We start from the raw sequence: 21,794 nt of genomic DNA, 5'->3' as shown, positions 1-21,794 counted from the left end.
TTATTTAAGATTTAAAAGTGCTACCGCGTCTAATTGCGTAATTTCAGTCACTTCCTTACTGAATACTGCAACAGAAGCCATATAATCTAAACTAGGCCTTACATCTTCCATCATTGTATTATCTGCCAACTCTTGCTTATCTTTAAAAACTAACAATTTTGGAGGAGTATTTGGAGCTGATACTGTAATATGTACTGGTGGAATCAATAGTCCTTCGCCTGTCGCTTTCAGCACCGCTTCTTTTCGAGTCCAATATGTTAAAAAACCTTCTATTTTCTGTTCATTTGGTAGTTTCATAACTTGCACTATTTCAATGTCTGTTAATACACCTTCTGCCATTTTCATAACATCTACATTTGGATTCATTTGTTCTACATCTATGCCAACAGGTGCAGATTTTGTAAATGCAACGACAACCCACTCACCTGAATGCGAAACAGATAATTGCGGCATACCTTCTGGTAATTGTGGTCTACCATGTTGCAATTTACATACTGAGCACATTCGATCAATTGGTACTTGGACTGGTGACATAGAAAGTATTTTGCCGAGAACTAATCTACTAATTACGCAACCTATTATAAAACGAGCTCGATCTGCCGAATGATGATACGAATTTGCTTTCTCTCGCTCTATATCATTTAGTAAATTGTAATGCCATGATTGTAAATCTGAAATTCTTGCCCACCATATTTGACAATCATTCTCATTCAAAGTTGGAACAGAATCTGCAACTTTACTTTCTATCATGTAAACTCTCCTTTATTCAACGAATATCAATTTTCATAAAAAAGCATACGTATATTGTTATTCATTGACGAGTGCTTTCTCTTTTTTTGATACAGATAATGTTTTTTCTTTCTTATTTGACATTACCTCTTTATCGGAAATACGTAAAGAAAATAGTAGTGCTATGAGCAAAAATATTGCTGATCCAATTAATGCTGCTTGATATGGTAAAAAATCGGATTGAACGTTATTACTTCCAAAACCAGCTAGTATACTAGCTAAAACAGCTACTCCTATCGCTGAACCTAATCGATTTTGCACATTGAATATAGTAGTCGCTCTCCCCATGGAAGGCGGCGTGATATTGTTAAAGGCAGAAAATTGAACCGCACCGACAGATTGACCTAAGAAAATACCGATACCAAACAATAATGCCCGAATTTGCCACGGATTCGTATCGTGATTTACAAAACTTAATAAAACAAAGATAATCGCCGTACAAATTAATCCTATAGAAATTACCTTTCGAGCTCCTAATTTCTTATATGACCATGGCACAATTTGTGAAGAAATCATTAATCCAATCGCCTCTGGAAATGTCGTAAGTCCTGATTCTAGCGCGGAAACTCCTATCACATTTTGATACATAAGTGGAAAAACAAATAACATTCCTAGTAAACCAGCTGATGAAAATAATGATATAAGGCTCATCTTTCTAAAGACTGGTTCTTTTAATAAGCGTAAATCTAACATTGGTTGCTTTACTTTCAGTTCTACGATTATAAACAATGTAATGAATACAACCCCAGCTATCCCAGTACTCATAATTTCTGGAGAAATCCACCCTTTTGATGGTCCCTGGCTGAGTGCATATATGAGCATCGCAAATCCTGGTGCTGATAAAATAAAGCCGAGAGAATCAAAGCGACCAGCTGATTTTTCAACATGCTCTGCTAAAAATAGAAGTCCAAAGAGCAATGCAACGATTCCAAACGGTAGATTAATATAAAATGCCCAACGCCAAGACATTTGATCTACAAAGAAACCACCGATGATAGGACCAATTGCTGGTGCTACAGCAATTGGAAGTACAATGAACCGAGAAATCTTCGGTCTTTCCTCTGGTGAAAATGTTCGAAATAACATCGCCATTCCGACCGGTGTTAAAAGCCCTCCACCAGCACCTTGAATAATACGGAAAATATTCAATGAAGTAATATCGTTAGCCATTCCGCATAAAGCAGAGGCAATTGTAAATACGAAAAGAGCAATTAAAAATACTCTTTTCGTACCAAATCGATCTCCTAACCAACCAGAAATCGGAAGGAAAACAGCTAAACTAACTAAATACCCAACATTAACCGTCCCCATTGCAGATGGAGGTACTTGTAGTTCTTTACTTATCGTTTGTAGTGCTACATTTACAATCGTTGCATCCATCGCAGCCATAAACATCGCAGTTATATAAACGATACTTACGACTACTTTTGGATTTAGTTTTGCTTTCATTATCGTTTTCCTGCTAATGTTTTTTCACGAACTTGATTACTTTTTGGATTCAAATCTTTCCAGTTATATTCAACATATTCTAAGCAACTCTGCCTACTAGCTTCTTCATATACGACACTCCAGCCAATAGGTACATCGAGAAAAGCAGGCCAGAGAGAATACTGGCCCTCCTCATTTATTAATACTTTATATGTGTAATTATCATTTTCAAATGGATTCGTCATACTCTACTTACCCCTTTCTTATTCTGCAAATATTTCGCTAATACTTGTCCAATTTCCGTAAGTGGACCTGGCTGACATAAATCTTTATGTCTACAGTCAATATCATGCTGCACAATTTGCCCATCTAAATAATTTAGCCACGTATTTGGAGAAATAGGATCAAACCAGTCTGGTATAACAGTAGATCTAAAGAATAAGATGTCTCCGTTATAAACTTTCGGTACATATTTCCCTAACAACCCTACTGAATTTACATATGTTTCTTTCAAGTTCAATATAGTCTCTTCTTCAAGACTTGCTAATGCACTTCCATCTTTACGAAGGATTTCAACTGCACTTTCCATTGTAAGTGGTTTACCATCCATGTTATCTGGGTCATATCCGCCTAAAGCGAGTAATGCGATTAACGCTTCCTCTTCAGTAGGCGCTTCCGTATTCGGTAAGAAGTGTCCAGGATAAGAATCAAGCATAACGAGTAATTCTACTTCTTCCCCTTCATTTTGTAGTTGCGCCGCCATTGCATGCACAACATTTCCTCCAAGCGACCAACCTAATAAACGATATGGTCCATGAGGCTGTACTTCGCGAACGTGTTTCAAGTAATCCGCCGCCATCTCCTCTAAACTTTTTGGAAGTTCTTCATTTTTAGCGATACCACGTGCTTGTACACCATAGATTGGATAATCTGTTCCTAAAGATTTCATAAGTCCTGCATAGCACCAACTTAATCCACCTGCTGGATGTACACAAAATAGTGGTAATTGCTCCCCGCTTGCTCGTAATGGAAGCAACACATCAAGTGCACTTTGACCATTCCCCATCTCAAGTCTTTCAGCTAACCCTGCAACAGTCGGTGCTGCAAATAAAGTACCAATGTTTAGTTCCACTCCAAGCGCCTCTTTAATGCGGCTCATAAGCTGCACTGCAAGGAGTGAATGGCCACCAAGATCAAAGAATCCGTCATCAATTCCAATTTGAGGTACACTTAGCACTTCTGTAAACAAGTCACATAACATTTCTTCTTGCGGTGTTCTTGGACCACGACTAGAAGATGATGCGATAAATTCTGGAGCTGGCAATGCCTTTCTATCTAACTTACCGTTTGGAGTTAAAGGTAACTCATTTACTACTACAAAAGCGTATGGAACCATATAATCTGGTAAACTACCACTAGCAAACTGACGCATTTCATTCGTATCAATCGCTTCATTATTTGATGCAACGATATAAGAAACTAACCGTTTATCCCCTGGTTGATCTTCCCGTACAATAACGGCTACTTGCTCAACTTTAGGGTGCTTCATTATGACTGCTTCTATTTCTCCTAATTCAATTCGGAATCCACGAATTTTTATTTGATGATCTGCACGTCCTATATAATCTAGCGTCCCATCTTTACGCCAGCGAGCTAAGTCTCCTGTACGATACATTCTTGTACCTGGCTTGCCAAATGGATCTGCGATAAAGCGTTCAGCCGTTAATCCTGCTCTTCCTAAATATCCACGCGCAAGCCCTGCACCTGCAACATACATTTCTCCAACTACTCCAGGTGGCACTGGTTGTAAATAGTTGTCTAACACATACACTTTAAGGTCAGGTATACTGCACCCAATTAAACTATTTGCTCGTAAAGAGACGATAGTTTCATCTAATTCAATATAACTAACATGTACTGTCGTCTCCGTAATACCGTACATATTAATAAGCTTTGGTGCGTTATGAGGATGTCGACTATACCAATCTTCTAAGCGACTTAGCTCAAGTGCTTCTCCTCCAAAAACAACATATCGTAAAGATAATTTTTGGCCAATCTCTTCATTTTCACGATCTGCTTGCATCAATTGATAGAACGCTGATGGAGTTTGGTTTAAAACCGTAACCTTTTCTTTAACAAGAAGCTGTAAAAATTCTTTCGGTGAGCGACTTACAGTATGTGGCACTACAACTAAACGCCCTCCGTATAATAAAGGTCCCCAAATTTCCCAAACCGAGAAATCAAAAGCGTATGAATGGAACATCGTCCAAACATCGTTTCCGTCAAACTGGAACCAATGATCAGTTGCTCCTAAAAGTCTTACTACATTTTGATGAGGTATCATAACGCCTTTCGGTCTACCCGTTGAGCCTGACGTATAAATAACGTAAGCAATATGTGATGGAGATAATGGCTTAATTCGTTCCACTTCATCAATATTGTCATCACTATATTTCTCAACTTCTGCTATTACTTTCACATCATCAACTAAAACTTTTAGTGCCTCATCACATTCAATTTCCACTTCTGAATTCGTTAAAACACATGATGGTTTCGCATCGTGTAGCATAAATGAAATGCGGTCTGCTGGGTAATCTGGATCTAACGGAAGGTATCCGGCACCAGCTTTAAGAACAGCTAATAAGCTTACAACCATGTTTAATGATCTTGGCATCGCTAAAGCAACGAGTTGATCAGGACCAATCCCTTTTGCTATTAGGAATCGAGCTATTTTATTTGCTTTTCTATTTAACTCTTCATAAGTTAATTTCTTATTTTCAAAGACAACAGCTATAGAATTTGGATTTATATAAGCCTGCTTTTCAAACAATTGTGGCAATGTCATTTCTGGTGCAATTTGAAAACCACCATTCCACTTTTCTAACACTGTATTTTTCTCTGCTACAGTTAATATTTCTAATCTGCCAATTGATTGATCCGGATTTGTAGCTGCATCATCTAATAACAAAATGAATCGTTCTATTAGTTTTTGAACCGTTTCACGTTTATATAAATCGGTACTAAACTCTAGTAATCCATATAAACCGTTCGGAGTACCATCAACCTCGTTACTCTCACTAATTTCAAATGTTAAATCAAATTTTGCAGAACCAACGCTTTGAATTTCAAGGCTCGCTTCTAAATCTGGTGCATTAAACGTTGCTTCTGGTGTATTTTGAAAAGCTAACATAACTTGAAACAACGGGTGGCTGTTTCGAGTACGTACTGGATTTAACACTTCAACAAGCCTTTCAAATGGAACATCTTGATTTTCATAAGCTGCAAGATTTACCTGCTTCACTCTATTTAATAATTCTTTAAAACTTGGATCTCCTGACGTATTTGTACGTAACACTAATGTATTTACAAATAAACCAACGATATCTGAAAGTACATCATCATTTCTTCCAGCAATCGGACTTCCAATTGGTATATCAGTGCCTGCACCTAATCTTGTAAATAGTGCACTAAGCCCTGCTTGCAATACCATAAACAAACTAACTCCATTTTTACGTGCAAGCTCTACTAACCTACTATGCATACCTTCATCTATATGAAAATGAATTGTTTCCCCGCGGTAACTCGTCTCAATTGGACGCTGGAAATCTGTAGGTAACTCCATTTGGTCTGGTAAACCTTTAAGTTCTTCTTTCCAAAAATCTAATTGTGTTGAAATAAGACTCTCTGGTGTCGTTTCATCACCTAGCAATTGCTGTTGCCAAAGTGCATAATCTGCGTATTGAACTGGTAGTGTCTCCAGCTGAACTCTGTCACCTTGACATCGTGCTTTATACGCCGCTGTAAAATCTCTCGTTAACGGCTGTAATGACCAGCCATCACCTACAATATGATGTAATAAAATTAATAATACATGTTCGTTTTCACTCACTGTAAAAAGTTGCAAACGAACTGCCGGCTCAATATCGAGGTTAAAGCTATATCTTACCGCCTCTGAAAGTACACTTTCTAATTCATCTTTACATGTATTAGTTATAACCATTTCTAGATTTAAATTTTCCATATCTAAAATTTTCTGATAGGAACTACCTAATACGTTAGGGAAAATTGTTCTAAGTGTTTCATGTTTCTCAACTACATCATAAAAAGCACCTTGTAATGCTTCCCGATTCAATATTCCATTCATACGAATGACTAGCGGAATATTATAAGTAGGACTTGGACCTTCTAAACAATTTAAGAACCATAACCTGCGCTGTGCAAATGAAAGTGGAACTTCATTTGGCCTACTTGCTTTCTGAATAGCTGGTCTTGCGCTTTTTGCATGGTTTAATTGTTTCGCCAGTTCGGCAACAGTTGGTGATTCAAATAGTTTCCCAATTCCTAATTCCACACTTAACGTTTCACGAATTCTTGCCATTAAACGAGATGCGAGAAGTGAATGTCCACCCATTTCAAAGAAATTATCATCAATGCTAATTCGAGAAACACCAAGTACTTCTGCAAATAAATCACATAATATTTCTTCTTTCGGATTTCTAGCAACTCTCTCGTTGTTCATTCCATTAAAATCAGGAGCAGGTAATTTCTTTCTGTCAACCTTACCATTTGGCGTTAATGGTAATTCTTCTAGCACAACAAATGCCGATGGTATCATATAATTCGCTAAACTTTCTGAAACATAAGAACGAATTTCTGAAAGATTAATCGGTTCCTTTTCTTCTGCAATGATATACGCAATGATGCGTTTATCATTTGCACGATCTTCTCGTACCATTACTACCGCTTGTTGAATATTTTCATGTCGTTGTAATACCGTTTCAATTTCAGCTAATTCAATTCGGAATCCACGAATTTTAATTTGATGATCTGCGCGACTAATGTACTCTAACGCACCATCACTACGCCATTTCACAAGATCTCCTGTACGGTACATGCGCTTCCCTGATTCTCCATAAGGATTTGCAACAAACCGTTCAGCTGTTAACTCAGGTTTTCCTAAATATCCGCTTGCAAGTCCTTCCCCTGCAATATATAATTCACCAATAATTCCAGGTGGAACTGGTTGTAGCCCTGCATCCAATACATACACTTCTGTATTGCAAATTGGCTTTCCAATAGGTGGTATACCCTTTTCACCTTCATCAATGTTCATGAAAGTAGACCAAATCGTCGTTTCAGTTGGTCCATATAAATTAGTTATTGAACAACCTAATTCTTTTAATTTATTTGCTAAATGCGCTGGGAGAGCTTCACCACCAACAAGTATATTTAGCCCTTGTAGCTTCTCTGGATAATCAGTTACTAACGCCTGCCAAAGCGTCGGTGTAGCCTGCATAATTGTCACTCTTTCTTCTTGTAAAAGTGTCGTTAATGCTGATGGCTCTTGTATGTCTTCTTTTTGCGCAATTGTTAAACTTGCACCACTAATAAGAGGTAAATAAATTTCTAGAGCAGAAATATCAAACGCAAACGTTGTAACTGCTAATAAATGATCATTTTCATTTAATGAAAACTTTTGCTGCATAGCCATTAAAAAGTTACTTAAACCTCTCATAGGAACAATTACACCTTTTGGGTTTCCTGTTGAGCCTGAAGTATATATTGTATAGGCTGGGTTTAAAAGTGATACATCATTCTTACATGCTATATTCATACGAGAATATGTATGTAACGCTAGTTTCGTTTCTTCGTCATCTAATACAATTTTTTTCATATCCTTTTCTATAACTAACTTAGATGAAACAGATGAATGTGTTATGATACAAACTGGTTTTGCATCATTTACTATATAATTAACTCTTTCTGCTGGGTATTCTGGATCTATTGGTAAATACGCTGCACCAGCCTTTAAGACTGCTAGCATACTAACTACCATTTCTATTGATCTAGGGAATACTAAAGCTACAAACTGATTTGGTCGTATTCCTTCTTCTACTAAATAATGTGCTAGTTCATTCGCTCGTTCATTTAGCTCTTTATACGTAAGGATTACACCGTCACAAGTAATCGCTAGTTTATTTGGATTTTTTTGCACTTGTTTTTCAAATGATATAGGTAAACTGATTAACTCATCGTCTTCCTTCGTTTCATTCCATTCCAATAAAACTTTATGATTTTCTTCAGGCAGAGTAATGTTTATTTTTCCAATCGGCTCGTTTTTCTCATAATTATTTATTACTAATTCAAATAGATTCATAAATCTTTCTTTATGCAATGCTAGCTCTGCGCCATTATATACTTCGGGATTCGCATCAAAATGAATCATTAGCTCATTTTGATCAAAACGTTTATATACATTTATCGATAAATCATCTACAGGTCCTGCTGATAAGTTATGCGTAATACCACGATTTCCAGCAAAATTAAGCCCGTAATCAAAAGGCATAACATTCACTAACGGTCCAAACAACCTTTGATTTTCACCTAGTAACTTTAAGTCTCTTCTTAATTCCTCATGACGGTATTTATGATGGTGACGTACATCTCGGATTTCTTTAGAAACTTGCTGCAATAATTCCGCAAGAGTTATATTTGGAGTTACTGTAATACGAAGTGGAACTAAATTCATTACCATACTTGGTGTATGAATAGATACAGAACCTAGACGTCCCATCATCGGTAAACCTAAAACAATATCATTTTCACCTGTTAATTTATGCATATAAATACTTGTTACAGCCACAATGAATTCCGGCCAACTTGTTAACGAAATATTGATATCTTCTAGTAAAGTTTTCGTGCTAGAACTAGATAAATAAGCTGTTTCTCGTGAAAATCCATTTGATGTTCTCGGTGCTCGTTCTGCCAAACTTACAACTTCTGGGGCATCTGCAAACTTTTCTAACCAAAAAGTACGATTTTCCTGAAATTGTTTAGACTCACGATACTCGATATCTTCTTGCACGACTTTTGCAAGAGAACCAAATGGCTTTTCACTCTTGTTTGTTTCTTCTATAAGTGATGTATACTCATTCGCTACCTTTTGGCTAAGAAGTGAAAATCCATAGCCATCCATCACAATGTGATGGATGCGCTGATACCAAAAGAAACGATTATTTTCAACTTGAATAAGTGCTTCAGTAAATAATGTATCTTTTTTCAAATTGACTGGTATAGATAAATCATTTTTCATCCATACTTTAGCAGCTTCTTCAGGGTTTTCTTCTTTCCGAGCGTCAATAAAATGCATATGAAACTGTGATTCTTCAATAACTTGCCATGGGCCAATTTCATCCTCTTCGAAGCGAACGTGAAGTGCTTCTGCTTCCATTACAACTTTACGTACAGCTAATTCAAAAATGTCTTGATGAATATTCCCGTTTATTTCTACATATTCCCCAGTATTATATATCGGATTAAGCGGATCTAATTGTTGCGCAAACCACATACCAGACTGCGCAGATGATAACGAATGACGAATCTTTTGACTGTTAGGCATTCTTTACTACCCCTTTATTATGTAGTCTATTTGTTACAGCACCTGTGCTGTTTGTGAAGATAATAAGCTGTACCAACCTGCAACAGTTGGACGTTCTGCTAAATCTGCAAACGTGATTTCTTTCCCTTCACGACGCCACTTCTCTACTAAACTCATAATTCTGACCGAATCAAGCCCTCTATTTAATAAGTCCTCATCAATATCAATACTCTCTACTGACTCACGAAGTAGTTGTGCAACTAGTTCATGTACTTGCTGTATAGTGATTCCTTCACTCTCATCACCTTTTACACTTTGTAAATCTTTTAACAGTAGGTTTGTTGATGTCGTTACTGCGCATCTATTAGATGCATACTCCAATGCTTGTTTATGATGCTCTAGTGAAAAATCAGCAACTGCATCTGCTACAAAGAACGGCTCTATACCATCCATAAATGCTTCACAAGCTGTTAAAAGGCATCCAATATGCGCATAAATACCGCAAATAATGAGTTGATCTCTTCCTTGTTCATTTAAAATTTCTAATAGATTTGTCTTTTTAAATGCACTATATCTCCATTTTGTTAGGAATATATCATCCTCATCAGGAGTAAGTTCATCAACAATTTTCTTTTTATCTGGTCCAGCAGGAATACCGTCACCCCAAAAGTCTTGTAATAAACCTCTTTGTTCTAACGTTTGTCCACCAGGTTGCGCTGTATAAACAACTGGTATACCAAGTTGTTTACATTTTTCTCTTATCATTTTAATATTTGAAATAAGTTCTACTTTTGGTGATTCTTTATCGCTATATGCATCAAGAAAATATTCTTGCATGTCATGAATTAAAAGTACTGCACGTTTCGGGTCTGGTGTCCAATTCACTTTATTTTTTGGTAGTTCTGATTCAATTGGCATTTTATATACTGAAATAGATGGGATAGCCATCTAATCACTTCCTTCCGGTTTTTATTATTGTTTTACTGTAATAAGTTTTTCAGCAATGACTTTACGTAGTTCTTTTTTGCTGACTTTTCCGACTCCTGTTTGCGGGAATGATTCAATAAATTCAATTCGATCTGGAATTTTATAAGCCGCTATACCACGTTCTCTTAAAAACATTTTTAATTCACTTACTGCCGGAACTTGTCCGCGAGCTATAACAAAAGCACAGGTGCGTTCACCTAAATAATCGTCAGGCATAGATACAATTGCTACGTCATGGACCGCATCGTGTGCTAATAAATGATTTTCAACTTCTTCCGCAGCAACTTTCTCACCACCACGGTTAATTTGATCTTTATCTCTTCCTTCTACAATGATGTATCCTTGTTCATTTACTTTTACAAGATCACCTGTGCGATAAAATCCATCCTTTGTAAATGATCGTGCATTATGCTCTTCAGCTTTATAGTAACCACGAATTGTATATGGACCTCTTGTTAATAAACTACCTACTTCGCCAGGTTGTACATCGTTGTCATTTTCATCAACAACTCGTACTTCATCGAGTGCAGACATTGGTCTACCTTGTGTATGAATAATAATTTCTTCCGGATCGTCTAATCTTGTATAGTTCACTAATCCTTCCGCCATACCGAATACTTGCTGTAACGTACATCCAAATGTAGGGCGTATACGTCTTGCAACCTCAGCGCTAAACTTAGCACCACCTACTTGAATAACCACTAGGCTCGATAAATCGGTATTACGAGAAGATGCAGCATCAAGCCAAATCATTGCTAATGGCGGAACGAGCGCTGTAATTGTAACTTTTTCTTTTTCAATAAGAGCAAATGCCTCATCTGGACTACCACCAGTTGCCAATACCACTTTTCCACCCGCATAGAAAGTTCCAAATGTCCCTGGAGAACTCATTGGGTAATTGTGTGCTACTGGAAGAACTGCCATATAGACGCTTTCTGCATTCAAATTACAAATTTCAGCGCTTACACGTAAACTATAAATATAGTCATCATGTGTTCTAGGAATTAATTTAGAAAGACCTGTTGTCCCTCCTGATAATTGGAGAAATGCAACATCACTTGGCTGAACTTCTGGTAATGAGACGTGATCCATATACAGATCATTTATGTTCACAAACTCTTCTTCTTCCCCCACTACAATTACACGTTGTAAAGTTGGCACTTTCTCTTTCACTTCTCTTGCTAGTTTTCGATAATCAAAACCGAGAGCCTTATCTGAAATAACGTAAGCGCTCGCCTCGCCAAACTCACAAAAATAACTAATTTCACTGCTTCGATGTGAAGGTAGTGCAAAGACAGGAAGCGCTCCAATTCGAAATAGTGCAAAACATATTTCGAAAAACTCGATAATGTTAGGTAACTGGATTACAACTCTGTCCTCTTTCTTTATTCCTAAATTCAGTAAACCTGCTGCTAAACGATCTGCATTTTTATCAAGTTCACTATATGTTATATGCTTCTTACCACTTACAACCGCGATTCGATCTCCATATTTCTCAGCCCGCTCTCTTAACACTCCTCCAAATGTTTCACCAAGCCAACATCCTTCATCTCGATAATGATCGGCAAATTCTTTTGGCCATTCTGTATAACCTACTAGCATTCTTTCTTCCCCCTATTTTTCATTAAGTGAACTATCTCTTAACCCTAAAGCTTTTAGCATTGTTTGGAACTTAGCTGATGTTTCTGCTAACTCATCTTCTGGTTTTGACTCAGCAACAACTCCAGCTCCTGCATATAAACGCAGTGTATTTTCTTGTACTTCAGCACAACGAATTGTAACAATCCATTCTCCATCTCCATTTAAATCGCTCCATCCTAGCATTCCTGTAAAGAACTCGCGGTCAAATGGCTCAATATGCTGTATAGCCTCTCTTGCTTTTTCCATCGGAGTTCCGCAAACTGCTGGCGTAGGATGAAGGGCAATTGCTAATTGTAAAGAAGAAGTATTTGGATCCTTCAGTTCACCTTTCACTTCTGTAGACAAATGCCACATCGCTTCACTATGAATAACTGATGGCTTTTCTGGAACATGTAATGTATGACAATACGGACGAAGTGCAGCGGCAACCGCTTCAACTACTACCGCATGTTCATGTAAATCTTTTGGAGAAGAAAGTAATTCCTCTGCTCTTCTTTTATCTTCTACTGGGTCCTCACTACGTGGCCTTGAACCAGCTAACGGATTAGAAATAACTTGCATACCATTACGTGAAACAAGTAATTCAGGACTTGCTCCAATTAGCGTCTTACTGTTCTCTTTTTCATCTTTCGGTAAATTCACAGCAAATGTATAACCATGCTTATTATGTTCTGCTAATTCTCGCAGAAGTTTTTGCTTATCAATCTTTTCCGAAGATTTAACATCTAACGATCTAGATAGAACGATTTTCTTTAAATCACCGTCCTGTATTTTTTTAATTCCTTGCTTCACACCATTCATATAAACTTCAGGGTCTGGTACTGGCGTCATTTCAAATGTTACGTTCTCATTTGTTTCAAGCTGATTTGTTGTATCCAATTGTAAACGCTCAGAAATCCTACTATATTCTGGTACGATAAGTTGGACTTCTTTTCTACGATCGAATGGCAAAGCACCCACAACGATAGGATTTGGATTTCCAGCTTGTTTCGCATTACTTAATGTCGCTTGCACAAGCTCTGGGAAATTTTCAATTTCACGATGCTTTACTGTAGTAAACTCTCCTTCTGCTAATATAGTTCGAGTTGGTGAAGCGAAAAAGAATGAAGATTCAGTCTTATAATCTTCTAAAAGTTTTTCTGACAATTCCTTTACAGCTATATGTTCATTCATAATATAATAACCTCCTGAATTTTTATTAAACTCCTAACGTAGCACCGCCATCGACACATAAATTGTGCATTGTAATATGACTTGCTCTATCTGAGGCTAAAAATAACACTGCTTCAGCAACTTCTGAAGGTTGTGCAATTTTTTGTAATGGAATTCCGAGTCTATATGTATTTTGAGAACCAGTAATTATATTTTTAGCTCCATTCTCATCAGCCCATAGTAATCTTTGCATCTCAGTTTCAGTAGAACCTGGAGAAACTAAGTTGCAGCGTATATTGTATGCCGCAAGCTCTAGTCCTAAACATTTCATAAACATTGTCGTTGCAGCCTTTGACGCAGCATACGCAGCCATCTCCATTCTCGGCGTATTTGCCGCATTTGAACCGACTGTAACAATTGCCCCTGATTTTCTTAACATCATATTTTTACTTACCGCTCGGGACATATTGAAAACCCCTGTAGTATTTACAGAGAATGTTTTATTCCAATCTTCATCACTTAACGAATGAATTGGTCCCATACGTAAAACCCCTGCAACATTTATTAAAATATCTATTGGCGCTATTTCATTTGCAATATGATTTACCATGTCTTCAACAGCAGCGCTATCACTCACATCTAAACGAAACGTTTTCATACGTGTATTATTTAATTCATTTTGATTTAAGAGTACATTTAACCCCTCTTCATTTTGATCAACCGCAATAACTGTGGCTCCTCTTTCTAAAAACATTTTGGCAACAACACTGCCTATGCCTTGTGCTGCACCTGTTACTAAAACTGTTTTCCCATCAAATTCCCCTAAGTTCATTTTCTCTATCCTTTCACATAAACATTAATTTCATTAAGCAACACCACTGATATTGATTTTCATTATCAGTGGTGTTGTAAAAAATAATACACTTACTAAACTAATTGGTCAAGTGCGCATTACTTTAAAATCCATTTTATTGATAATGTTTTTCATTTACTATCTTACACCGAAATGATAATGTTTCTCAATAAACTTGTCAATCTTTTTTTATTTTTCAGACAAAGTATTTTAATGCTTCTTAATAAAATCATATGTAAACGTATTAAATGTACTTATATTATAAATAAAATTCCAAATCCTCTTTTTAAAATTGAAGAAGACAAACTAGAGATACGTTCATTTACAATGCTTTATGAAAAACTCAAGTATATATTTTCTCAATATTTTTCTGAAAATATATCTTACAAATACTAACGAATGTCTTCTTTATCATTTAAGATTTAATATATATTTCAAATGCGATGTATCAATTCATTATATTCCAATATATCCCACTCACTTTTACATCTATAAAAATCCCAAAAATAATTTAACCTTGTTAAAATAACTCATAAAAAAAGCATCCTAATTAATAGAATAGGATGCTTTTTCGTAATCATAGCGTTATAGAAGATTTGTATACTTACGCTACGCTGCGATACTCTTCTTCGTGTTCTTTTTTCTGTTTAGGTGCTTGAATTAAAATTGCGATAATGAATGACACGACACATAATACACCGATCACCATGAACGTTGGTTTGAATCCACCTAGAAGTGCACCGATAAAGGAACCTGCAAGCGCCCCGAATCCAAATCCTTGATACACAATTCCGTAGTTCTTACTATGGTTTTTCATACCGAAGAAATCACCAACAATAGCTGGGAAAATAGTGATATTTCCACCAAAGCAAAACGCTACACTTGCTACACATACGAAGTAAATACCATAATTTAAATCTACAAAACTTAGAACTAAGACTGAACTCGCCATAACAACAAAAGTACCAGTAACGATTTTTAAACGCCCAATTTTATCCGATAACGGTCCTAAAATGATACGACCTAATGTATTGAAGATTGCAACCATAGCCACCGCATTAGCTGCTGTTGCTGCGCTAAGTCCTACAAGTTGAACACCAATGTCTTTTACCATACCAATTAAGTATAAGCCACTCATACATGATGTAAATAACATGATAAATAATAAGTATACTTGTTTTGTGCCTAACATTTCTTTCGTTGTGTATTCCTTAGTTTTTGTTTCATGAACTGCTCCTTGATCTGCAGCTTGATGGATTAAACAAGCACCAATTACAATCATAGCTGTAACAATTAAACCCCAGTATATAAATGCTTGCGATACACCAACTGATTCAATCAACTGTGCGTTAACGTATTTAAAGATTAAGCTACCTGAACCATATGCAGAGACAGAAATACCAGCAATTAAACCTTTACGCTCTGGAAACCACTTTATTAAATTTGATAGTGAAGTGATATATGCTGTACCATCTGCATAACCTACAACAACTCCTGCTAGTACATAAAGCAATATTAATGAAGAAGCTTGTGAACTAAGTATTAACCCTAGTCCTAATGCTAATCCAGCTATCATAATAAGTTTACGAAGTCCCCATTTTTCTTGCAATTTACTCGCAAATAAAGTTGAAAATGCTAAAGAAAGACTAGTAATTGAAAAAGTTATCGCAACAGCGTTAAGACTCCAACCGTATTTACTAACTAAAGGCTGATTGAATAAACTCCATGTATATATCGTCCCAAGCCCCATTTGTACTATGACTGTGCCAAGGACAACAAACCATGGATTAACAGTTGATTTTTTCATACCTTTCCGCCTCCTCTTTCTATTTCAATGCTATTCGCTAAATTTACTTTTTTTATGTTCATTTTGGTCACCTCTTTTGATTTGACACCTTCATTGTATAAGATGTTTTTGTTTATGTAAGCACTTACAAGATAGAGCGTCAAAAACATGGAATCAGTTACAAAAAACGAAGGATGAAATACAAAAAACTACTGATTAAATACAATAGAAAAAAATTTTTATACTTCGATTCACCTTATTTTTTATAAAATCACAAATTTTTTTCCAATAAATAAAACTAAATATTCACTAATATATCTATCCGTGGTTTAATATATATAATAAAAAAATATTTCTGTCTTTAATGAGGAGGTACTATGAAAGCAAACGTAGGGGATACTATACTTTTTCAACGAAACAATTTAAAGATTACAGGATCTGTACTAAAACTTTATACTGAATCGGTCTTAGTTGAAATTACAAATGTAAGCGGTGGTACTTTTGAATTTGATCGAACAATTGTAAATCATAAAAACTATAAAGTTTTAAATACAAATACATAAAACAACACAAAATAGCCCCTGCTAAACAGCAGGGGCTATTTTATATAAAAATATTTCACTAGTTTATATACCCTAAAACATTAACAATCTTACTCGCTTTTAAATTGTTAATATGATAATAAATTTCTAAACCTCTTCTCTCTGCTCGTAACACTTTACCCTTCATTTTTGATAAATGTTGTGAAACAGTAGATTGCGGGATGTTCAGTAACTCTGTTAATTGTGTTACATTACAAGTTTTTCTTGTACTTAATTCATTTACAATTTGCAGTCGGATTGGATGCGCCATAATTTTTAAAATATCTACATCTTCTTCTGAAACTAAAGTTTTTTTCATTTCACTTGTATATGTTGTCATAAGACATTCCCCTTTTATATGAATTCCATTTTTATAAGATCTATTTCCAAAATTTTTAAAACCCTCGATTAAAACTTTCATATAGAAATAAAAGGATTTTAAATTTTTGAAAACAGAACTTACATTCACTTTATTTATTTGGTACATATACATAATACAATGTTAATATGTGCTCTATGTGAAGTTCGCATAAATTTGTGATGAAGATTTATTTAGCCACTCGCATCCTACTCATCTAATTACCCACTGCATAAAATCATCAGTTATTTTAACACATTTTAGGCGTTTGTATATACTATTTATAAAACAACTTTTATAAAGGGGAATTCATATGCCTACAGCGTTACAAGAAGAAGTCGAAGAAGCACGGGAAACATATGTCAGTCGTATCATCTTAGTTGGAGGATCCGCTTTATTTTTAGTAGGCGGGGTTATCTCAGCAATTTCAGCCTTTAAAACTTATAATCGTTTGGAGAATACGCCGCCTTCTACAGATAATTCATAGATATTTTATAAAATAAAACGTCGCCTCCAATATGAAGAGACGACGTTTTATGATTCATACATATGACACTAAAAGTATCGGTAGATTCCCTACTCCATTTTCTAAGCTTACTTCACCACAAACCTAGTCTGACTACATCCATCCTTCTGCTTCGTTACTTCTAATACAGCTGGCATTGCGTTTTTCAGTTCTTGTACGTGTGAAATGACACCGATAAATCGGCCTGATTTTTGTAGGTCAATTAAGGCATCTACTGCTTTCGTTAATGATTCTTCATCTAATGAACCGAACCCTTCATCGATGAACATCGTTTCGATGGAAATACCACCTTCATATGCTTGAATGACATCTGCCATTCCTAGCGCTAAGCAAAGTGATGCGTTAAATTTCTCTCCGCCGGATAATGTTTTTACATCGCGCGTTTGGCCAGTGTATGCATCGTACACATCTAAGCCTAATCCACTTTGACGGTTTCTTTTTTCAACTCGTTCACTTCGTTTTAAATAAAATTGTCCATTTGATAATTTACGTAGTCGTTCGTTTGCGATTTGAACGATTTGTTCTAAATACTCAATTAAAATGTAACGTTCAAATGATATACGACTTTCGTTATCACCTTTCATTACTTCATATAAATCAACAAGTTCTTGGAAGGCTTTTTCTTCCTCGTGAATTTGTTCGTCAATACGTCTAATGTTTTCATGTAAATCAGAAATATATGTTACCGCATTTTGCGCACGTTGACGTTTTTCTTTAATGATATCGAGATTAATTTCTAGTTCTTTTATGTGTTCACCTAAAGATGTAATATCCATGTACTCTTTATCTTTTAATTCTGAGTTTAGCTCTTCAATTTGTTTTGCAAGCACTTCAAGAGATGAATAATAACCTTGAATTTCTTTCTGTAACATCTCCATCTCGGCGTCGCTTAATTTGGCTTCTTTATACGTGAATTGATCTGTAAATCCGCTTTGTTCTAGCTCTTTCATAAAGCGTGCGAAAGTCTCTTCTTTCTTCAATTTTGCACTTTCAAATTGATTAGAAGCACCTTTCTGTTCTGCTTGAATACGTATATTTTCATTTTGCCAATGTTGATACGCTTCCTGCACTTTCTTCCATTCGTCCTCCATTAACCTAAGTTCGTGCATAGCTTGGTCAAACTGTGATTTCCAAGCTTGTACTGTTTGCAAGTTTTCTGGAATATTTCGTTTATCATGTTCATATGACGTACGAAGTTGCATGCACTCTATTTCTGTACGGTGCTGCATTGTTTCTACTTCCCGTTTTTGTTTCTGAAGTTCTTCTATTTTTTCTTCTACGCTTTTCATGTTCGCAGCAATCTGCTTACGTGTTTCTTCACTTGCTTTTAACGTATTAACGTCTGCTGCTAATTGTTTTCCTTTTTGAACAAGTGCACTATATGTTTCAACTAATTTTTCGGAGTTATAGCCACGCTTCACAACTTCTTCTATCACTTGTTCATATTGTAGTCGATAAAAATTCCATTTCTCCTCTACTTGCACATGTAATTTTTCAGCAATGTTCTTCTTATCTCTTAAATCGTTTAACTCTTTTTCATCGATCGCATTACTTTGCTCTGTAGCTTTTTGCGGATGATTCGTACTACCACATACCGGACAAGATGCACCGTCATGTAAATGAAGAGCTAATATACCAGCCTGTTCACTTAACCAGCGGCGCTCCATGTTTTCATATGCACGAACTGCCACGTGCATTTTATTATTTGCCACTTCTTTTTCTTGCTCGAATTTTTGTTTTTCTTGCCAAACATCGTATGCTTGCTTTAAAACTTTTGCATCTTCTCGCATATTCGTTAGTTCTTCTACTTTAGCTACATATTGCTCAAGTGCTTGTTCTAATTGATGCAATTCATCAGACATTCTCTGTTTTTGGCTTGTATGCTCTTCTAGTTGTTGATCCAACTTTTGCATACTTTCTTTTAATTTCCCTATTTGAATTTCGGCATTTTGTAAATTCAGCTTTCTCTCAGCTAATGATTCAATGATTGCTTGTAACTCTTCTAATCTTTGAACAAGTTTTTTAGCCTCTTCTCGTTCAGCTTCTTTATTCTTTACTACTTCATACTTCTCCTGAGCAAGTTCAAAGCTGTTCATTATCTGTTCTTGTTTGACGATTATCTGTTTTAACAAACTTTCAGCTTTCTGCTCATTTTGCATCGCTTCTTCATACCATTGTTCAAATGGTAATAAGCGCTTTGCTTGTTCCGCACGTTTAAAGGATTTTTCTTTCCTTTCAATTGCTGCACGGTTCTCTTGTAAAGTGTTATATTTCTCATTCTTTTGTTGTAAATCTATAAATTTCTCATTTACAGATTTTGCTGCATGAAAACGTGTTTCTGCATCCTTTAATTGCTTCGTTTGAACATCTTGTTCTACTTGTAATTGCTCAACCTCTGCCTTATACACTGTTATTTCTTGTTCTAACGCTTCTACTACTTGATGCGTATTTACATGTTCTTGTGCCGCTAATGTCTCTAATAATGCTCCATCACGGATTGGTAATTTAAAAACATTACGGAAATAGAGCTCTCTCTCTTTTTGTTTTTCTTGTAAAACATCTTTCCATTGTTTTCTCTTTTGATCAAGTAACTCACGCATTAATTTATAACGATCCGTTTTAAAAATACGACGTAAAATCTCTTCTTTGTTTTCCGTCTCAGATGTTAATAGTTTTCGGAATTCACCTTGTGGTAACATAACAATTTGACTAAATTGATGTTTACTTAAACCAATTAAATCTTCCACTTTTTTGTTTACGTCTGTTACATGAAAACGATCGACGGCTGGAACGTTTTCTCCATCAATAACTTCATATAATTCTACTGCATGTCCTGTAATGGTCTTATTCCCTTGTTTTTTATGTCCAAGTTGTCTTTTTATTTCATAGCGTTTCCCTTTTAATTGAAAGGTTAATTCTACACTTGTATAAACATCATCATCAGCAAATTGACTTCGAAGCATGCTCGTATCACTACGTTCTTCTCCACTAGCCTCACCATATAACACATAACAAATCGCATCAAAAATCGTTGTTTTTCCAGCTCCCGTATTCCCAGAAATAGCGAAAATACGATGTTCTCCAAGATCTTCAAAATCGATTACTTCTTTCTGTTTATATGGCCCGAATGCTGTCATAATAAGCTGAATCGGTCTCATCCTCGTTCACCTTCCCGTTCTTGCACTGTTTGTAATACATCTATAAATAGGCGTTCTTTCTCTTCTGATAAATCTAACCCTTTCATTTCTTTATAGAAAGCCTTTAAAAGAGATAAATCATCCGTTTTATGTCTTGAAACCGTTACTTCATTTGTATCTGTGAGTTCTCGCCTTTGCATCGCTCTTTCAACGTGCATTGCATTTGGATATACAGATCGTATTTTCTCCATTGGCTGTAAGACAGGGTTTTCATCTAATAATTTTACAAATACGTAATCTTCACTTACTGGGTGCTGTAATAATTCATCTATTTTCGCTTCTACTGTTCGCATTTTACGACGTGGTGAAAGTAACCTTTTTTCAATTGCTACTTCACCAGTTTCATTCAGTTCTACAATGTAATAACCTTTTTTATGTTTCTCTTCAGAAATTGAATAGGCAAGTGGTGAACCTGAATATCTAATGGTCTCATTACGTACGAAATGCGCTTGATGTAAATGTCCAAGCGCAGTGTAATGAAACTTATCAAAATAATGACTATTTACATATTCAGCACCACCAATTGAAAGTGGTCGTTCTGCATCACTTGTATTCTCCTCCGCTTCTCCTGAAGAAGTTACAAATGCATGTCCAACAAATACATGTCTAGCTTCTTTATCCATTGTTTCAGAGAGCTCATTCATAAAAATGCGCATCGCATCATCATGAGAACGTACGTCTTCATTTTTCAACACGTGTCTAACTATGCTTGGGTCTGCATACGGTATTAGATGGAAGTGAACCTCTCCATATTCATCATTTAGTACAACAGGTTCATACGGGAATTGAAATTGGCCTGCAATATGTAATCCCTGTTTTTTCATTAAACTACTCCCAAAATGGATACGATCCGGACTATCATGATTACCAGCTACTGCAATAACTGGTGTTTGTAAATCAATAACTATTTTTTGCAGCACATCATTTAATAAGTCTACTGCTTCTGTAGGTGGAATTGCTCGGTCATATAAATCCCCTGCAATAATTACAGCATCTGGTTTTTCTTCTTCAACAGCCTGTACAAACTGATCTAATACAATCTTTTGGTCTTCAGTCATATACACGCCATGAACAAGCTTACCTAAATGCCAATCCGCTGTATGAAATAACTTCATATT

The 21,794-nt window shown here is 35.9% G+C and carries 14 protein-coding genes; 2 read left to right on the top strand and 12 right to left on the bottom strand.

Features of this window, described 5'->3' with window-relative positions; all coding sequences use genetic code 11:
* The 9 genes from sfp to DN400_RS21840 all read right to left on the bottom strand — a co-directional run bounded on the left by sfp (position 1) and on the right by DN400_RS21840 (position 16,035).
* The gene (gene sfp / locus DN400_RS21885; protein ID WP_000572987.1) at positions 1 to 750 is read right to left on the bottom strand and encodes a 4'-phosphopantetheinyl transferase Sfp; all 750 of its coding nucleotides are present in this window, start codon (positions 748 to 750) and stop codon (positions 1 to 3) included.
* A gap of 57 nt (positions 751 to 807) precedes the next feature.
* Positions 808 to 2,238, bottom strand: coding sequence for an MDR family MFS transporter (locus tag DN400_RS21880; RefSeq protein WP_000644934.1), 1,431 nt, complete (start codon positions 2,236 to 2,238; stop codon positions 808 to 810).
* The gene (locus DN400_RS21875) at positions 2,238 to 2,462 is read right to left on the bottom strand and encodes an MbtH family protein (protein WP_000184060.1); all 225 of its coding nucleotides are present in this window, start codon (positions 2,460 to 2,462) and stop codon (positions 2,238 to 2,240) included. Before DN400_RS21875 ends, DN400_RS21880 begins: the two co-directional genes overlap by 1 nt.
* Entirely contained in the window at positions 2,459 to 9,616 is a 7,158-nt protein-coding gene (locus DN400_RS21870) for an amino acid adenylation domain-containing protein (protein ID WP_147801925.1), read from the bottom strand. The genes DN400_RS21875 and DN400_RS21870 overlap by 4 nt, the downstream gene beginning before the upstream one ends.
* A gap of 33 nt (positions 9,617 to 9,649) precedes the next feature.
* Positions 9,650 to 10,543, bottom strand: a complete 894-nt coding sequence (locus DN400_RS21865; RefSeq protein ID WP_016512869.1) for an isochorismatase family protein — start codon at positions 10,541 to 10,543, stop codon at positions 9,650 to 9,652.
* Positions 10,544 to 10,567: 24 nt separating this feature from the next.
* Positions 10,568 to 12,184: a (2,3-dihydroxybenzoyl)adenylate synthase gene (locus DN400_RS21860; protein WP_147801924.1), complete on the bottom strand. Its 1,617-nt coding sequence runs from the start codon at positions 12,182 to 12,184 to the stop codon at positions 10,568 to 10,570.
* A 12-nt stretch (positions 12,185 to 12,196) separates the two neighbouring features.
* On the bottom strand, positions 12,197 to 13,396 hold the full coding sequence (gene dhbC, locus DN400_RS21855) for an isochorismate synthase DhbC (protein ID WP_001002071.1): 1,200 nt from the start codon (positions 13,394 to 13,396) through the stop codon (positions 12,197 to 12,199).
* A gap of 25 nt (positions 13,397 to 13,421) precedes the next feature.
* Positions 13,422 to 14,207 (bottom strand): 2,3-dihydro-2,3-dihydroxybenzoate dehydrogenase, encoded by a 786-nt coding sequence (gene dhbA / locus DN400_RS21850; protein ID WP_001048431.1) that lies wholly within the window; start codon positions 14,205 to 14,207, stop codon positions 13,422 to 13,424.
* A 625-nt stretch (positions 14,208 to 14,832) separates the two neighbouring features.
* Positions 14,833 to 16,035 carry an L-lactate MFS transporter gene (locus tag DN400_RS21840; RefSeq protein WP_000750109.1) on the bottom strand — a complete coding sequence of 401 codons (1,203 nt, stop codon included), beginning with the start codon at positions 16,033 to 16,035 and terminating at the stop codon, positions 14,833 to 14,835.
* 356 nt (positions 16,036 to 16,391) lie between these two features.
* On the opposite strand from DN400_RS21840, the gene DN400_RS21835 reads away from it, so the two are divergent.
* The gene (locus DN400_RS21835) at positions 16,392 to 16,577 is read left to right on the top strand and encodes a YkvS family protein (protein WP_000646793.1); all 186 of its coding nucleotides are present in this window, start codon (positions 16,392 to 16,394) and stop codon (positions 16,575 to 16,577) included.
* Positions 16,578 to 16,635: 58 nt separating this feature from the next.
* Here DN400_RS21835 and DN400_RS21830 read toward each other — a convergent pair whose 3' ends face one another.
* A complete protein-coding gene (locus DN400_RS21830; protein WP_000214794.1) occupies positions 16,636 to 16,935 on the bottom strand; it encodes an ArsR/SmtB family transcription factor in 300 nt (99 codons plus the stop codon).
* A 331-nt stretch (positions 16,936 to 17,266) separates the two neighbouring features.
* Between DN400_RS21830 and DN400_RS29605 the strand changes: the two genes are divergently transcribed.
* A complete protein-coding gene (locus DN400_RS29605; RefSeq protein ID WP_001141667.1) occupies positions 17,267 to 17,440 on the top strand; it encodes a hypothetical protein in 174 nt (57 codons plus the stop codon).
* Between the two features lie 107 nt (positions 17,441 to 17,547).
* On the opposite strand, the gene DN400_RS21825 is transcribed toward DN400_RS29605, so the two are convergent.
* A complete protein-coding gene (locus DN400_RS21825; protein WP_147801923.1) occupies positions 17,548 to 20,637 on the bottom strand; it encodes an AAA family ATPase in 3,090 nt (1,029 codons plus the stop codon).
* Entirely contained in the window at positions 20,634 to 21,791 is a 1,158-nt protein-coding gene (locus tag DN400_RS21820) for an exonuclease SbcCD subunit D (RefSeq protein WP_000765150.1), read from the bottom strand. Before DN400_RS21820 ends, DN400_RS21825 begins: the two co-directional genes overlap by 4 nt.
* Positions 21,792 to 21,794 lie beyond the last annotated feature (3 nt).

This window comes from Bacillus sp. AR8-1, from assembly GCF_008042345.1.
Classification (GTDB): domain Bacteria; phylum Bacillota; class Bacilli; order Bacillales; family Bacillaceae_G; genus Bacillus_A; species Bacillus_A cereus.
This window is presented reverse-complemented; position numbering and strand designations above follow the sequence as displayed.